We start from the raw sequence: 16,804 nt of genomic DNA on the forward strand, positions 1-16,804 counted from the left end.
CTCACCAGAGTTGAGGCGAGTTGTCACCTATGTCTTCCGGGCGACACCGGCTCGAGAGCAACTTCGATGTCCTGGTGCTTAGGCTGCTTCTTGCTGCTGAAGCGTCCGAAGAAACCGGGCTTCTTCATAACATCCGATGAGGTGTAGTAATAGCCGTACTTGTACGCTCCACCACGGGTTGGGACGTCGGTCAGCACTACGCCGACCAACTCTGCGTTCACGGCCTCAAGCTGAGCAATAGCCGACGCAACATCAGGCAGACGAGACTGATTGGCACGAGCCACCAACAACACACCATCAGCCCATTGCGCAAGCACTGCTGCGTCCGTCACCGGCAGCAACGGCGGGGAATCGATGATCACGTAGTCGAACATCGTCGACAATTCATCAATACCCTGTCCGGCCTTCTTGGACCCGAGGAGTTCTGCGGGATTCGGCGGCTGAGGGCCCGAAGCCAAAATCTGCAAGCCCTCGACCTCACTCGCCTGGAGCAGATCAGTAATCGATCCATCGCCCTTCAAGAAGTTCGTGAAGCCGATGTCGCCCATGCCACCGGTGCGATGGAATACCTGCGGTCTGCGGAGATCCGCATCGACCAACACGACCTTCTTGCCAGTCTCCGCCAAGGCCGCCGCAAGATTCATCGCGGTGGTTGTCTTCCCCTCAGCGGCGAGAGCGCTGGTCACGATTATGCGGCGCAGTGGCTTGTCAACGCTCGTGAACGCCAGGTTCGTACGCAACTTGCGATACGCCTCCGCAGCAAGTGTTGCTCCAGAACTAAAGTCGATCAGTCCTTGTTGCGACAACAGGTCGTCCCGCGGCACCGCAGCTAGCACAGGAGACGCGCTGACAGAAGCCAGCTCATCCTCGTTACGGACCTTGTTGTTCGCACGGTCGCGCAGGAAGATTATTCCTACACCCAGCAGAACGCCAAGGACCAACGCCATCAACGTATTGCGACTAGTCTTCGGGCTGAACGGCGCTGAAGCCTCTACCGCGGGGGTGACAATTGTCAACTTCGCCAGCGGCGCACCGCCACCACTTGGAGTCTCCAACTCAACCACGTATCGCGACATCGAATCGGCGACCGCATTAGCAAGTTCTGCGGCCTCAGCCCTATTACTGCTCTCCGCCGACACGTTCAACAGCACTGTGTCCGCAGTAGCCGACGCAGTCAACGCTCCCCGCGCTTCTGCTTTCGTCATGTCCAGTCCCGTCGAGCCCAGGGCGTTCGTCACCACTGCATCCGAGTCGACCAGCTTGGTATAGGACGTAACCCGCTGCTGCGCAGCCTGGGAACCCTGAAACGCGGACTGGGCAGTACTTTCTGAACCAGATGTCACATATAGGGTCGCCGTAGACTTATACATCGGCGTCTGTATCAGGCTCATGATCAGCCCCGCTGCACAGCAGACAATAGTCGTCACGACTATAACGAGCCAGCCCCGCTTCACGGTAGCGACGGCCGTACGCAGCGCGTCCTTGCCCGCCATCCGATTTCCCTGCGCCTCTGTCATTGAATCCGTTCCAATCGTCGCTCGCTCATTTAGAGGGCCGACCCTTCTGTAACCCTTGAATTCCAACCCGGCAGCCGCAGTGAATCACGTCTAGCGAATCTACAGCCTAGCCGCGGCCGGCTCCGCACGCACTTCGAGGACAGGTCGTTCAAAATACTATTGCCGGTCAGTGTCCGGACCGATAGTGGAGTTAGAGGCCCTGCAGGCGGGTCTCCGTCGATCGCGCATATTAAAACCGACAAGACCCGGCCACCTCCTGTCGGCTACGTTTGCCCGATCCCAATTCAACCGTGACCGGACTCAGCATCAGCGCGTCCCGGCGTTCGCTACGGGAACGATAGATCCCCTGTTTCAGATAAGCCCCCATGCCCTCATACAAATTTGGTGCATTAATCAACGACGCGCGAATTTCTCCATCGACGCAGATAACAGTTACGGCCTCTGTCCTGTCGGCAGACCACACGATTTTTGCATCGATATTCATTTTGAGACCGAAGGTCACGTTCATGACCTTCGCCGAGTAAGACCAGCCCGGTTCACAAGTGCGCTTGTTCAGGCTGCCGCCTCTTACAACCAGCTCGATTATCGGAGACGGCTCGACTACAGGAGCCGACATCCGCAGAGCCACATTCGGCGGGCAGCTTCGGTAGTCCTGGTGCCATTGAGTGAATATCAACCAGTCGTTGCCCACCGTAAGCGGTATAGGATTTGGAATCAACAGATCCCAAGAGAAGATCATTGGACGCGAATCTTCACTGACACGCCCTTCCTCTCCTGACACACGCTCTGCCCTGTCAGTACCGGCATCTCCCGAGGATGGCCCAGTCGCAACAAACTTCGTCCAGGTATTGGGTCCCTGTTCCACGGAACTCTGCTCGACAGAAGAACCGTCGGTTATATGGCTCTTTAGCCACGAAACCTGAGTACCCAGCGGCGTTGATCGTTGACTCAATGTCATTCGACCTAGTGAACCCAAAACAAGCAGGGATACAAGAACCGTGACTAACCACTTCAATACTGCCCCACGCACTAGATATATTCGGGAAGCTCTTTGGCGCCTCACGGCATAGAACTCCGAGTTATCATCGCGCCCACAGTAGGAACGCCGGAGGCTCGAAGAGGTATCTCAAACGTGACCGTTGACACAATTCAAAGAAAAAAAGCGATGCCGAAACTATAAATAAGACGGTCAGCAATGGATAAGCCCAACCGAAAGCGATAGGAAATTCTAAGACACTCGGCGCGAACTTTGACCAGATGAAACTGAGAACCGATACGAAAAAGAACTGCAGGACATAAACGGGGAGAGTGCGAGCGCCTATCGGGTTCAGAATCCGACGTAGCCATGAGGCGCGCGCCAAGTCAACGGCCAGCGCGATCCCAACCGCAATCCCAATAACTGACGCAAGAAAACTAACGCCCGAGAACTCGGTTTTATAAACAAGCCACACCGACACGCTGTACAAAGCAATTCCTGCTGTTTTGACAAGCCATCCGAAATCGCGGCGTGAAAATGTCAATATTCCAGGTCTGCATCTTGCGCCAAACACGAAGAATACAACGTTGGCGACGATACTCCCTATGAGGCTCGGCGAGTCTGTAAAGTTATCCGACGCTTTAACAAACCAATCGGTCATCGGGTCTCGCAAGAGATACAGGACCACGAGGGGAGGTAGCAGAAGACCTAAAACGATATTTCGAGTGACGCGCGCTATAAGGAAATACAGCGGCAGCGCGCATAGATACCAATAGCCGCTACAGACCAACATCAACTGAGCGAAGAATTGTGCGACCGGGCCGTGAGCTGCCTCTCCCTCGGCCGGTGGGCTCACAAACTCCCGACCAGCGAGCAGCACTGACCAAACGACGTACAGATACAGCGGTACAACATAGCGCTTTCTCACACCCAGCCCAGCTGCTGCCAGACCCCGTCCGGCGAGAAGACCAGAAATCAGGAAGAACAACGGTATACGGATCGGCGTCAATACGAAATCAATTTCAGACCAGACCCTGGTTGCGACCTCCCAGTTGCCGTTCGCCTCTTCAACGAACTGCCGAACGACGTGATGGACCACGACGAGGATCACACAGACCGCCCGAGCGCAATCGATCCAGTCGACGCGTGCAGGACCCTTCTCGGCCGAAACGACCTCGCGACTGCCGCTACTCATTCGCAAGCGCTCCGCTGGGCTCGCCCTCATTCCGACGAACCTCGGATTGTGCCTCATCATAGTAGGAACTAATCCCGGCAAACACTCCTATTGCTCCGAAGAAGATTCCGTACGTGGGAGCAGCAGTGAAGACGGCCCCTGCCAACGACTCCACGGTGAGCTCCACCGTCCAAGCACAGACAACCACTGCCATCCAACGGCTCGTTGCGTCGGCAACAGAACCTCGCCGCGAGAAACGCCGGGCCGAACAAAACACCGCGACAAGACCAGCGATGTACGCGCCGCCGCCGAGCAAACCTGATTCACCAAAGACGCCCGGCCAAAAGGTGTCCGTTAAGAATTTGCCGTTCTCGGCATTCGGCCCCAGCCCCCAAATATGCTGATAACCCAATTCGTAGTACACCGGGCTGTACTCGGCCCTAGCTGCGGCTGTCGCAAACCGACCAAAACCAAGACCAAAAGGAAAGTTGTCGAGCGTGAGCTGAGCACCGTCAATATACAGACGGACGCGTGCAACTTGGTCGAACCCAACTACGTATTCAGAATAAGTCATCGAAACGACCGACGTCAGGTATCCCCAAGAAAGGAAAATGAACACTGGGGCGAAAACCAGGGCCGCCACGAAGCCCACCAGCCCCCATACCCGAGACAATAGGAACGCAGTGCCTATTGCCAAAGCAGCTAAAACCTTTCGCCTGAAGGTTAAGATGGAGAATATGATAGCCGCAGACAAGAGAACGGTATTGCCGAGGCTGGATCGCACATGCAACCGATACGCAAGAAGTCCCAGCGCGAACAACGCCAAGCACGTTCCGAAGTAGCCTGGGTGCACGAACGGACCCAGAATCGGCTGCAAACCAAACCTCGGGCCAAATGACGGTGCTTCCAATACTGTTTTCAACCAAAATCCCGGCGCGAGCACATTGACGACGGCGCACGCGATAACGAAAGACATTACCCAGCATGAAACCTTCGCGAGCTTCGGAAGATCGTCTGGACGCCATTCGATCTGCGCCACTGCGACACCAAACGCAATGCCCTTGCCGGCCAACAACAAACCGCTAATAATCACTCCGGCGGGCACACTATTAACGGCCGCAGAACCCAAACCAAATGCAAGGAAGATCACAAAAGGGACGAATCCGGGTATAGTTCGGAGTCGGCGCCCAGAGACTATCCGCACGAAGGGAAGTACGGCAACCGCAATACAAACCAGGGTTTCATCCAGGTATCCAACTAGGTGAGACCCAAAGCGATACTCAAGCGTCCTCACAAACAAGAATGAAACTCCGCATACACCTACGAAGAATTTTGGGAAGAATGCAGCCATAGCCGCGAGGAGAATCAAGCCCGCAAATACCAAAGCGGTGCCGGGAGCGTACGCGGCCAACCCGCCAACTGCTACTGCGGTAAAGGATATCGCGGCATAGAAAAGGGCTGACCCCAGTGCCGGCGCGTTCGGGGTTATCGATTCTACTTTTAGCACTTCACTGGCCCCTGTCGTGGCGATTGGTGCCCACATCAGACACCTCAATTAGTCGGCGATCTCGAAGCGAGACTAGCCGGTTCAGAAGTAACCACCAACCAGCACATTGAAGTGAGCAAGCCACTATAAGCACAACGGCCATTCCCTCGGCGCCACCGTAAGCTGCCCCTACAGCCGCGGCAGAGATTGTTACCGGAGCGAAGGCCAGCCTCAACATTAGCGAAGCCCGCGCTTGATGCATTCCACGAATCATCGACGTCGCGCCGTAGCTAATGTTATTGACAGCTATGGTCGCGCCCACGAGCATCACCAGGCTGCCGCCCAGCGCCCAAGAATCACCTAATGCCATCTTTCCAATGGTGTCGGGAATAAGAAGGCTAATGCCGATATATGCAACGGTCACAGTTGCCAAGATGATCGAAACTAGCCCACTGAACTTAATGATGTCCCTGCGCTCGGAGTTCGCACGCGCAGCGGCCATCGGTAAGAACACAACCGCCGCACCAAGGGCGATGACATTGACCGGTCCCAGGATAACTTGAGCTGCACGGTATCCACCGACCTGATCAAGACCTGCCGCGATTGCAAGAATGAATATTGATCCCTGTTGAACGCCCGCCATTGTCAAGTACTCTACGAAGAACCGCGGAGACAGCTCCTTCCGATCCGCAATCCACCGCCCGGCCGCTGAAAATCCGGGCAAAACCCGATAGCACCAAAGCTGGAACGCCAATGAACAGGCCGCCCCCAGACCCCAAAGGAGAATTAGTACAACCAAGTTCGCCGCGCCGGCAGCGATCGCAAGCGCATATCCAACAAACTGCACGGCGCACCAAAGAGAATCTGCCACTAGTGCCCGCGACGGACGACCTTCGGCGAACGCGAGGTAGCGCACACAATCTTGGGTGACAGTGAAGGCGATTACAACCGCTAAAGAACCGAAGGCGGACCTTAATGATCCGTCGAGGACGAAGGATGCCACACCACAGACCGCGGAACCGGCGAGACCCAATACAGTGCCTGCGGCTAGCACAGCACGAGCATCATGGACCAGATCTTCGGACCGCTTGACCAGTAGCACTTCTCCAACTGCTGCGCGGGCACCCCCGCGAATAAGTAGGAATGTCGCAAAGACAAGTCCGAACGCGCCGAACTCACTGAGCGACACCTGGCTGGCTACCACGACTGACATCGCAAGGCTCGAGATGCTGGCGAGAGCCTGGTCGGCCACGGACGCGCCCAGCCTGCCTACCACTCCGCGCTTGGGAGCTACGTGCGTGTCAACAGAAGTCATCAAACAATCCCGATCGCCGGAACGTAGGCGCTCGCTCGGAGGTCACTGACTTGACTCTCAGAGAGGGTCCAGAGACGTGGCTCAGCCAGCACTCGATCCACTTGGCGATTGAGCCACGTTTCTGTCAACTCTTCGATAGGCACTGCACAGTCGCCCAGTCCGACCGAACTGAAGAGATCAATCGTCTTAAACTCGTATGCAACGGCTATTACGGGAACACGGCAGACCAGCGCGAGAATCGCCAGGTGCATACGTGTCGTCACGACTAACGACGACTTCTTTATCTCGCTCATCAACTCATCTGGCGAGCGATGTAACCGGTCGATTCTGGTCGAAGTACCGTCGAAGATTCTCGCAGCGACAGTCGAGTCGTCAATGTTATACCCCGGAAGGCCCTGGCACGTTGATAAGGCAACAGGGTGGTATGCCTGCGAGACCATCTTTACTGCACATGCTCGGTATGCGCTCTCGTACTCCGTTGCGTCAAAGTCGCTTCCGTCAAGCCCGGTATTCCAAGCCCGCACAGAAAAGATCACTTGATCACGTCTTCCCTCGACATCGCTGGGCGGCGACAGCATGAATGCTGCGTCGGCATTCACGGTAGCGAAGCCGCCGCCGGAATCTACCGCGGCCATCCACGCATCATGTGAGCGTTTATCGCGAAAATGAACCCTATCGACATACTTTCCGAGCCGTCGAACATCGCGATGTGATTTGGCGGTTTCGAAAGGCCCAACTGATTGCGTCCACAGCACGACCTGTCCGGCACCGGTCGACTTCGCGAAACCCAACTCGGCGACACGTGGTTTGAAGTTGTAGTGATCGACCAAATACGTTCCACCGCTACTGATGACTAGATCAGCACGAGCATATCCGTCATAGGTCCTGGCTAGATCACTGTGACCGAACACTGCCGATACGCCACGCAAAATCCCTTCACGCAGGACCGGGGGAATCAACTCAAGCAGCAACAAAATCGCCAGGCGCGTTACCTTCCGAACCTTCTGCAAAAAGGACCACCGGGACGCAACCGGGTACACGTACTGCTGACGTATGTCCAAATGAGGATAAAGCTTCTGCGTTCGTTCAGCATTGCTATCGAAGATCACTAAATCACCCGAAACGTCGCGATGACCCGCCTTCAATGCTTCAAGGATACCTTCGAAGATCGCGGCGTCGCCCGAGTTGCTGAGGACCGTATTTGTAACAACAATCTTCATCCGGCCTCCCGAGAGTCACGGGCGATATTACGCTTCGAAATCTGATTCGAGGCCGAAGCTTCAGCGTTGACACTTGTGCCAGCGGCGATCAGTAGATCCGAAAAGGTCATGTCAGACGCGTCCACGGAGACTGCCAGGTCCCTGTTAGACAACTCACGAGCAATCTGTTCTTGATGATCGTCAACGTGTTCACCATGGACGCTACGTCGAGGAACGAGAACTGGGCACTTACCGAGATCCATTATTTGCATCGCAGAGCCAACTCCTGCATGGCTGACAACCGCGTCAGCGGCAAGGATCTCACGTTGTAGATCTGCCGCAGGTATCGTTCGATGCACGATTCCTGGCAGGTCGTCGCGCGTAGTCTCGCCAACTTGCCATATTATTTCGTGTTCCGATGGAATAATGTTCAGAAGTCGGTCGACCAGTCGATCGAAACGATAAGGCTTGATAGTACCGAGCGTCACCAGGATCCGCATTCGGCGATTCTTTGGCATAGTAAATTTTGACGGCAGTGAAGAATAATCATGGAGTACCGAGAATCTGTAACGCCACTTTTCATCTGACCAATTTTCGTGCTGCGTAAAGGTTTCGATACCGGGTATTCTCGACACCAATCTGCCCGTAAGCGATGGTCCATCAAAGCGTGAGACGCTCTCTACGTACCATGCATCGCGCCGTTGCAGGCGCGCAATTGGTAACACCACCGCCGCGATCGCTGCGCCTGTGCTGATTGCGATGTCGTAGTCATTATCCCGCATTAGGCGCCGGACGGCCGGCGCAGCCTTCGCTGCACCCGTGAGATCACGAGGCGCGATGTACGGCACATAGTTCACACGCTGATTCGCAAGTAGTGACCGTGATTGAGGATGGTCGAAAGTGATCCACAGCGGGTCTTCGGCGATGCCTAACACAGACTGCAAACGCACCAACTGCGCTAGATGCCCCCCCGTGGAGGCGGCGAGGACTGCCCGCGGCGCGCTCGACTTATGACGGTCGGCCATCAGGCTGCACCACGCTTTCTCATCTCGGGACTCATTTGTACCCACTCTCGTTCCAACTCAGCAGCACACAGCTCAGCGGAATAGCACTGCTCAATTTTCGTAGCCGCGCGCGCCGCAATATCCTCCCGCAGGAGGGCATCATCGGTGAGCTTTCTTATCGCGGACTGCAGTTGTTCGATTGATCCAGAATCGACAACCAAGCCAGCACCGTCTAGCAGTTCAGCGACACTACCCACATCTGTTCCGACTACAGCGCATCGCTGGGCCATAGCTTCTAACAGAAACATCGGCAACGCTTCATCCCTCGAAGGGAGCACTGCGATCGACGCAATGGACTGCAGTGCAACAACTTCCGCATGCGGAAGTGACCCGCAGAAATCGACGTTCGAAAAGTCTTGGTAGTCCGATACGTCCATAGAAAGCGGTCCGGCAATCAACAGTTTCCATTCAGAGCTAGCGTCAAACTCTCTCCACGCTTCGAGGAGAACATCAACACCCTTCCTATGGCCGACTTCACCTGCGAATAGTATGACGGCTTCCTTTATGGGCCAAGTCCGCGGAACTGCCACCGCGTTTGGCACCTTTACGATGCGAGGAGCTGGGTACACATTTTGTGCGACCCAGCCACTAGTTGCGTCAGTCAGAGTGAATACCGTTCCGGCGGCGCGCAACGAGGCCCTCACAAGGCGGGGGCGCCGTTCCGCGAACGCGGGAAAGCTACTGCCATGGATATGTATTCCAACAGACATGCCCAGCAGGCGAGCAAACCATGCCAGAGAGCCTTCTCTCACGAAGGACCCACCTTGGGAGACGTGAAAGATTGCAACCGAACGGCCATACTTCACACGGGCGACAATGAGCTTAACTGCTGCACCGAGCCAAAGTATCGGTCCTAGCGGGTCACGTTTACCTCGAGTCGAACGGATCGAACGAACGACGCAGTTGACATAGTCCCACGAAACGTAGCCAGCCAACACCTGGGCCATACCTCCAGGCACATCACCAGCAACTCCTACGTGGAATACACGAACCCTGCGTGGATACGCCGGGCCCACTAGGCGCTCCGAACTTCAGGCGACTTGCGCCCAAATCCTCTGTAATTCCAACCAGCACTCACCCAGTCGTCGGCTTCAAGACAGTTCCTTCCATCGACGATCCGCTTTGCCCTGACAATGCCCGATAGTCTGCGCGGCTCCATCTTTCGGAACTCTGGCCATTCGGTCAGGACCAGGATGACATCTGCACCCTCACAAGCTTCCTCAAGTGTCGTGCGGTAGTCCAACGTCGGAAATAGCTTTCGAGAATTATCCATGGCCTTGGGGTCGTATACCGAAACAGCCGCGCCTTGGAGTTGGATCTGTCCTGCAACATTCAATGCTGGCGAGTCTCTGACATCGTCAGATTCTGGCTTGAACGCGGCACCCAAGACTGCGACGCGCGCCCCGAGAAAGCTACCGCAAGCCTCCCGCGCCATCTCCACCATCTGACTACGGCGACGCATATTGATGTTATCGACCTCTCGGAGAAACGTTAGCGCTTGATCTGCACCTAGCTCGCCAGCACGCGCCATGAACGCCCGGATGTCTTTCGGTAGGCAGCCACCCCCAAAACCGATACCCGCGTTCAGAAACTTGCGACCGATCCGGTCATCGTGACCAATTGCGTCTGCAAGCTCGGTGACGTCGCCTCCAGCTGCCTCGCATACCTCAGCGATCGCGTTGATGAACGAAATCTTAGTCGCCAAGAAGGCATTGGCTGATGCCTTGACCAACTCGGCTGTGGCCAAATTGGTAAGGACAAAGGGTGTGCCGGCCGCGATCGTGTCCGAATAGATCTCTCGCGCAACCTCTTCCGCTCTACTCATCCTGGTCTTATCGATCCCCAAAACCAGTCGGTCCGGACGCAATGTATCGACGACAGCATGGCCCTCGCGAAGGAACTCAGGATTCCACGCCACCTCGACATCGACACCAAGCGGCGCCAGTTCTCGAGCTCGGATACCCAGCCTCTCAGCGGTGCCCACCGGCACAGTCGACTTGCCAAATATGATCGACGGCCGAGTAATCAACCGACCCAGGCTTTCGACAACGCTATCGACGTACGTCAGATCAGCTGCATACTCCCCCCGCTTCTGCGGTGTTCCAACTGCAAGGAAGTGCACGTCCGCGAACTCGGCGGCTTCTTCGTAGGAGTCCGTAAACCGCAGCCGTCCCGCGTCGATGTTGCGCTTGAGCACATCACCCAATCCGGGTTCGAAGAACGGGACCTCGCCTACCTGGAGTTTGGCCAACTTCGACGGGTCGACATCGACACCAAGCACCTCGTGACCGAGTTCTGCCATACAGGCGGCGTGGGTGGCACCCAGATAGCCGGTTCCGAGAACGGTCATACGCATTGGAAATCTCCTACTTCGCTTCTTGTTTAACGGTGTTGTGCCACACGAGTCGAGCCTCTAGCCACGCCACCAACCCGTCCATGGACGTTTCGATTTCGGCAGCCACCCTGTCGAAGACGTCCGCGCTGTGGCCGATCGGATCATCGATATCCAATCGAACATCCGCGGGATCGAACGGCTTACCTGGACGGTGTTTGTTCGCGGTCGCCAGGTCGTCTGAGAACCTCGCGCCGGAGACCTCGCGTAGGGCGTACATATTTCGCCACCTGACGGGCACGAGCTGCCGCGCGGCCGCCCGATGCTCCCTTGTCAATCCCAGAACTACATCAGCATCAGCTGCCATGGCGGGAGTGAGCATTCGGCTCGTAAACTCAGCCGCATCGATACCTCGTTCGTGCAACACCCGGACACTCTCGGGATGCATCGGCTTACCATTCAGTGCGCGCGTGCCTGCGCTGCTGACGAACAGGTTCAGCCTGGTTCCGGCTGTTCGGTGCTGCAACATTCTTTCAGCAACGGGCGATCGGCAGATATTGCCGGTGCATACAAACATGACTTTCATCGGTTCAGTACGCACCGTCGCTCCCCACGACGGCTTTTAGGGTCCGCCATAGGATCATCGCGTCTTGCATGATCGACCAGTTTTCAACGTACGAAAGATCCAGTCGGACAGACTCATCCCAACTAAGGTCGGATCGCCCAGATACTTGCCAGAGACCAGTTATGCCTGGTCGAACGAGCATCCGCCGCGCGACGAGTCCACTGTACTGCTCCACCTCGCTGCGAAGCGGAGGCCGCGGCCCGACCAGGCTCATCGTTCCGCCAAGAACATTGAACAACTGAGGCAACTCATCAAAGCTGAATCGGCGCAGGAATTTTCCAACAGGAGTAATTCGAGGGTCATCCTTCATCTTGAACAAGACGCCGGCACCTTCGTTCAGGGCGGCGAGTGCAAGTTTTTGCTTGTCCGCGTCCTGCACCATCGTGCGGAACTTCCACATCTGGAACGGCGCGTTGTTAAGCCCGATCCGCTCTGCTCGATAGAAGATTGAACCTCGAGAACTGACCTTCACTGCGACAGCGCAAGCGATCATCACCGGCAGCGCCATCACGAGTATCGTTGCTGCACCGAGCCTGTCGAACGCAGCCTTGAAGAACTTGTTGGCGCCTTCGTAACGAGGCTTGTCGATATGCAACAACGGAAGCCCAGCGACCGGCCTCACCATCATCCGCGGACCAGCCACATCGGCGACGCCTGGTGCGACGAGCATGTCGACGTGCATTCCTTCGAGGTCCCACGAAAGTTCGCGCATCACCGAATGACCGAGGGTCTCGGCGCAGGTGACCGCTACGGCCGTTGCTCCCGATTTAGCGACACCGTCCCTGGCATCGCTGCAATCACCAAACACTGGCATCTCGCGGTCGCCGATTGCTACCACGTCGCGGTGCCTTGCGGGATGCCCTGGCGGAACGCATAGACCGACCACCTCGTACCCGAGGCTCGGATTTCGGTCGAGGTGGGTGATCAGCGGTCCCGCGGAGGTCGGGGTGCCAACGACGAGCACCCGATTCATGCTCTGCCGATGACTGCGGCGGCGAGAAAGGTTCCAGCGCCATACCCACCGCGCCAGGAGTAGGGCGAAGGTTCCGACTGGCAGGGCGATCGCGAGCATGCCCCGCGCCACATCCCACTTGAACAGCAGATCCACGATCGCTAGAAGACCGAATACCGCTAGCGAGGCGCGCACAATTCGGCTGTATTCCTCGGGACCCGACCCGACCACGCGCTTGTCGGCGCTTTGCACGACACGGAGCGCTACAACCCACGCAAATATGAAGCCCGCCGAGACTGCGATTGCGGGGGTACCGAACCGTCCGACCGGATCGGCAATCGAAGGGAACCCAAAGCGTATTTGCTGGGCGCCAAGTACCGCGACACCCACGATCAGAGTGTCAAAAGCTTGCACACGGCGGACGTATGTGTCTGCCCAGGTTTTCAGTCTTGGGCGCGTCATAGCGGCGGGCGACGGCGCGGCGGCACTCCAGTCGCTACTCAAGACCCTTGTGCTCCGTGTCATACCTTACCTCCCCGACGCTTGATTTGCCGGCCCGGCGGCGACAGGGCTGCGAACCCAGGCAACCATCGGGAAAACGTCGATATACAAAATGGATTAACTTTGCGAACGCTTCCTGATAAATACCGAGTGAGGCGCACCCGAGTAGTTGAAGAGTAACGCGTCAGCAATAGATTCGCGAGCCAAGTCTAACGATTTACATACGAAACCGGCCGGTTACAAATGGGCTGGGCGCGTAATGTGACACAAGTCACTATAACCGCAATCGCAGCTTTCCGTCAGCCTAGGAGACGGCAAACCAAAGCGCGTTCCCCGGATTATTGTCGCAGGTCATACGGGTTTCGGGGTGGTCGGCGAATCACCCTGCGGGCCGACGGTTGGGATTCGGCATTGCAAGTCGGCTATTTCGCTCCCTACAACTAGCTCGACCCATCTAATCATCCACAGCAATCAGCGGAATACGGCACATCTAGAAATTCGGATCACCGGTCAGCAATTGTCTAATGCGGCGAAATGTCACACATAGTTCATTTACACCGGTCACTAAATACGTCCAGCGCGGCCTCCACCAGTCAGCCACATGCGGGAGTCAATCACCCACTGCTACCCGGAGCACCCACAGAAACTGCGACCCACCTGTTAGGACGCAACGCAACCCCCAATGACCGTTACGGTCATTTATAGCCTATCGATGAGGTGGCGTCCAAACCTGCGGGGAAGTCAACCCCCTGTCACTCATCACCGAGGTAGCCGAGCCCGTCGGCACCGTCCCGGGTCGTCCACTACCCTTCTTTGACTACTATCGATAGCCAATCGGACTGCGCGATAAATAGTCAGTCCGAAGTGTGCGCTTCTGCGCAGGCAACAGCTTGCGCTTGGCGGGATCGCGATTCGAAGGCGTGAACCCTCCCGTTAGGGGCCCACCGGAACGACCGATAGCCACAGCCCCTAGTGGTCGCGAAGTCATCGCGGGCCAGCGCCCACCGCTTTCGACTCGCACAACGCTGAGCAACCATCATAAACAGATATTTAGCTATCATTCGCACCAAATGCGTCGGTCCTTCAAATAGGAGACCGGCGCTGACTCGGTTAGTATTCGGCCATTCAGTGGAGGCGGAGAGTTTTCGCCGGAAGAGTTTGAGGAAATCGATGAAAGTGCTCGAATCTCAGGGCTATCGTCGGCGCGACAAGAAATCAGCGTCGGCCACCAAGCCACAGCGTCCCGACATCCAGGGCCTGCGGACGGTTGCGGTATTGCTCGTGGTGCTTGATCATCTTTTCGGCTGGCCGACAGGTGGTTTCATAGGTGTTGATGTATTTTTTGTGATATCGGGGTTCCTGATTACCGGCTCGCTGTTGCACACCTTTGAGAAGACGGGTCGGATTTCCTTCTCAAGTTTCTACCGACGTCGAGTCCGGAGAATTGTTCCCGCAGCGACTCTTGTTCTAGTCGCGACAACCGTCGCTGGATACTTCATATTCGCGGCGGCACGAGCAGAATCCACTGGGCTCGACGCGATTGCTGCGTTCTTCTTCGTTTCCAACTGGCGATACGCCATCGAGGGAACCGATTACTTTAGCTCGACTGCTGGAGTCTCGCCTCTCCAACATTACTGGTCCTTGAGCGTGGAAGAGCAGTTCTATTTCGTATGGCCAGCCGTTATCCTGGTCATCGCAACGATAGTGGCAGCCAGGTCCGGCTCGCGCCGAGCACGGTTGGCGTTGTCCGCCGCCACCATGAGCATCATCATAATTGCTTCTTTCACTTACGCGGTGATAAACACCGCGAGTACCCCCACTTGGGCATACTTCTCGACATTCACCCGCGTTTGGGAACTCGGAGTCGGTGCGCTTCTCGCGATCACCATCTCGTACTTCGAACGACTACCAGCCGCCTTGCGGCCCATTATCGCATGGGTTGGATTGTTGGCAATTCTGGTTGGCGCCTTCACGATTTCGGAGACGGGAAGCGGATTTCCCGCACCATGGGCGCTAGTTCCGGTTCTAGGCTCAGCGTTCGTCATAGCGGCCGGTGTCGGTGGCGAGCATCGCTTTCTCCAGGTATTGACCAATCGCGTCAGCACTTACATCGGTGATATTTCATATTCGCTATACCTCTGGCACTGGCCGGTAATCGTTTTGCTCGGCGTGCTGATTGACACGACTGTCTACTATTATGTCGGGGCATTGGCCTTCATGTTCGCCTTGGCGATCGCTAGTTACACGTTCTTCGAAAACCCCATTCGCGAATCCGGTTGGTTGAGTACCGCCGCGGAGCGGGCTGACAACAAAGTGCTCCGAAAGTCTCGATGGCGGACGCAACCCAAGAAGCTGAGCCGCCCAAACCAAATCCTCGGCACGCTTGCATTGGCCCTGGCTACTGCCGGCCTGGCCGCCGTAGCACTCCAACCGATTACACCACCGAATGAACCTCCCGCGAGGAGTCCGGCGGTTGCAGCACCAGCAGAAGACTCCGAAGCACCTGGCACCGTTCTTTCTGAGGAAATCAGTGCAGCGGTGGATGCCGAAAGCTGGCCAAAACTCGACCCGACCATGGACGAGGCGATCGAGGGCAAACAGGCCCCAGCGGATATCGTGCCATGCGGTGCTGTGAAGCGTCTCCCCGCGGCGCGGTGCACGTGGGGCGATGTGAATGCTAAACAGACGATCTTACTTGTCGGCGACTCAGTGGCGATGACTTACATTGAGCCAATCAGGAACTTTGTTTTAGCAAGCGAGGGGCGCTGGAATATCCGTAGCGAGGCAATGTTCGGATGCCGATTCGTTGACATCACGTTTAAAGACGACAACGCCTTCAATAAGGCCTGCCCCGCCCGGAAGGAAGCAGCCGTGAAAGCCATAAACGAGACACGGCCGGATGTAGTTATCGTTGCGAACGGCTACGGGAACACAGACTCCGCTGAGTGGGCAGCGGGGCTGACTCGACTCACTAGCCAGTTCTCTCAGAATGTCGGAAGAGTGGTTATCCTGGCCGCACCTCCGACCGGAATTAAGCCAGCCGAATGCTACAACCGATCAAGCACCCCCGCGGATTGTCTCGTGACAGTCTCGAGCGCGTGGACTGAACGGGCATCTGCCGAACAGCGAGTAGCGGCGGCTATCGGTGCCTCGTTCATCGACTCTCGCGAATGGTTCTGCACCTCGGACGGATTTTGCCCCAGTTTTGTCGGTACAACTCCCGTGCGCAGCGACGCAACGCACATGACACCTGAGTACGCCACGCTAATGTCACCAGCTTTCGCGGCGACTCTCAAACAAGACGGCACATTCGGATAGCGGACGTCGGAATCTTGTCTTCGCGTTATCGCCCGAAGGTACCGGCAGGCAATCACCACGTCTGCAAATACGTGCCGTCGGGACACCGCAGCGTAGGTGTCGCACCGCAGTGTCCGGGTGACTCTCTGTTGGACTCCTGCCCTGGGTCCAGCTTCATGGAGGCGCCAACGCCGGCACTGACACGCTTGCCGACGCGCTACTAATCAATCCGTGGAGAACGCGAGTACAGCGTGGGACGGCCAGTGCCGCCTCCCTGCGATACCCGCTATCCCCAGAGGCACACGGAGTCATCGAACACGGTGCGGCACCTTACAAACCGTTTGCGTGGAATCTGTGCGCTCCGCG

At 56.7% G+C, this 16,804-nt stretch carries 12 protein-coding genes; 1 reads left to right on the top strand and 11 read right to left on the bottom strand.

The window, feature by feature from the left end:
• Positions 1–23 precede the first annotated feature (23 nt).
• The 11 genes from AC51GT_RS12880 to AC51GT_RS12930 form a co-directional block, all read right to left on the bottom strand.
• Positions 24–1,493 carry a tyrosine-protein kinase domain-containing protein gene (locus tag AC51GT_RS12880; protein WP_496328995.1) on the bottom strand — a complete coding sequence of 490 codons (1,470 nt, stop codon included), beginning with the start codon at positions 1,491–1,493 and terminating at the stop codon, positions 24–26.
• A 253-nt stretch (positions 1,494–1,746) separates the two neighbouring features.
• Positions 1,747–2,475: a polysaccharide lyase family protein gene (locus AC51GT_RS12885; RefSeq protein ID WP_496328996.1), complete on the bottom strand. Its 729-nt coding sequence runs from the start codon at positions 2,473–2,475 to the stop codon at positions 1,747–1,749.
• 124 nt (positions 2,476–2,599) lie between these two features.
• On the bottom strand, positions 2,600–3,688 hold the full coding sequence (locus AC51GT_RS12890; RefSeq protein ID WP_496328997.1) for an acyltransferase family protein: 1,089 nt from the start codon (positions 3,686–3,688) through the stop codon (positions 2,600–2,602).
• On the bottom strand, positions 3,681–5,210 hold the full coding sequence (locus AC51GT_RS12895) for a hypothetical protein (RefSeq protein ID WP_496328998.1): 1,530 nt from the start codon (positions 5,208–5,210) through the stop codon (positions 3,681–3,683). Before AC51GT_RS12895 ends, AC51GT_RS12890 begins: the two co-directional genes overlap by 8 nt.
• A complete protein-coding gene (locus tag AC51GT_RS12900) occupies positions 5,176–6,405 on the bottom strand; it encodes an MATE family efflux transporter (RefSeq protein WP_496328999.1) in 1,230 nt (409 codons plus the stop codon). Before AC51GT_RS12900 ends, AC51GT_RS12895 begins: the two co-directional genes overlap by 35 nt.
• A 62-nt stretch (positions 6,406–6,467) precedes the next feature.
• Positions 6,468–7,688, bottom strand: coding sequence for a polysaccharide pyruvyl transferase family protein (locus AC51GT_RS12905; RefSeq protein WP_496329000.1), 1,221 nt, complete (start codon positions 7,686–7,688; stop codon positions 6,468–6,470).
• A complete protein-coding gene (locus AC51GT_RS12910; protein WP_496329001.1) occupies positions 7,685–8,692 on the bottom strand; it encodes a glycosyltransferase in 1,008 nt (335 codons plus the stop codon). The genes AC51GT_RS12905 and AC51GT_RS12910 overlap by 4 nt, the downstream gene beginning before the upstream one ends.
• Positions 8,692–9,261, bottom strand: coding sequence for a glycosyltransferase family 4 protein (locus tag AC51GT_RS12915; RefSeq protein WP_496329002.1), 570 nt, complete (start codon positions 9,259–9,261; stop codon positions 8,692–8,694). Before AC51GT_RS12915 ends, AC51GT_RS12910 begins: the two co-directional genes overlap by 1 nt.
• A gap of 485 nt (positions 9,262–9,746) precedes the next feature.
• Entirely contained in the window at positions 9,747–11,087 is a 1,341-nt protein-coding gene (locus AC51GT_RS12920) for a UDP-glucose dehydrogenase family protein (protein WP_496329003.1), read from the bottom strand.
• A 10-nt stretch (positions 11,088–11,097) separates the two neighbouring features.
• Positions 11,098–11,664: an arsenate reductase/protein-tyrosine-phosphatase family protein gene (locus AC51GT_RS12925; protein WP_496329004.1), complete on the bottom strand. Its 567-nt coding sequence runs from the start codon at positions 11,662–11,664 to the stop codon at positions 11,098–11,100.
• Positions 11,654–13,030 (bottom strand): sugar transferase, encoded by a 1,377-nt coding sequence (locus tag AC51GT_RS12930; protein ID WP_496329005.1) that lies wholly within the window; start codon positions 13,028–13,030, stop codon positions 11,654–11,656. The genes AC51GT_RS12925 and AC51GT_RS12930 overlap by 11 nt, the downstream gene beginning before the upstream one ends.
• Positions 13,031–14,311: 1,281 nt before the next feature.
• Here AC51GT_RS12930 and AC51GT_RS12935 point away from each other — a divergent pair.
• Entirely contained in the window at positions 14,312–16,459 is a 2,148-nt protein-coding gene (locus AC51GT_RS12935) for an acyltransferase family protein (protein WP_496329006.1), read from the top strand.
• Positions 16,460–16,804 lie beyond the last annotated feature (345 nt).

The organism is Williamsia sp. z34 (assembly GCF_059553395.1).

Bases quoted from the DNA above. Each gene is read 5' to 3' on its own strand.
- AC51GT_RS12880 (WP_496328995.1), bottom strand. From the start codon at position 1,493: ATGGCGGGCAAGGACGCGCTGCGTACGGCCGTCGCTACCGTGAAGCGG.
- AC51GT_RS12885 (WP_496328996.1), bottom strand. From the start codon at position 2,475: ATGACATTGAGTCAACGATCAACGCCGCTGGGTACTCAGGTTTCGTGG.
- AC51GT_RS12910 (WP_496329001.1), bottom strand. From the start codon at position 8,692: ATGGCCGACCGTCATAAGTCGAGCGCGCCGCGGGCAGTCCTCGCCGCC.
- AC51GT_RS12890 (WP_496328997.1), bottom strand. From the start codon at position 3,688: ATGAGTAGCGGCAGTCGCGAGGTCGTTTCGGCCGAGAAGGGTCCTGCA.
- AC51GT_RS12895 (WP_496328998.1), bottom strand. From the start codon at position 5,210: ATGTGGGCACCAATCGCCACGACAGGGGCCAGTGAAGTGCTAAAAGTA.
- AC51GT_RS12905 (WP_496329000.1), bottom strand. From the start codon at position 7,688: ATGAAGATTGTTGTTACAAATACGGTCCTCAGCAACTCGGGCGACGCC.
- AC51GT_RS12920 (WP_496329003.1), bottom strand. From the start codon at position 11,087: ATGCGTATGACCGTTCTCGGAACCGGCTATCTGGGTGCCACCCACGCC.
- AC51GT_RS12935 (WP_496329006.1), top strand. From the start codon at position 14,312: ATGAAAGTGCTCGAATCTCAGGGCTATCGTCGGCGCGACAAGAAATCA.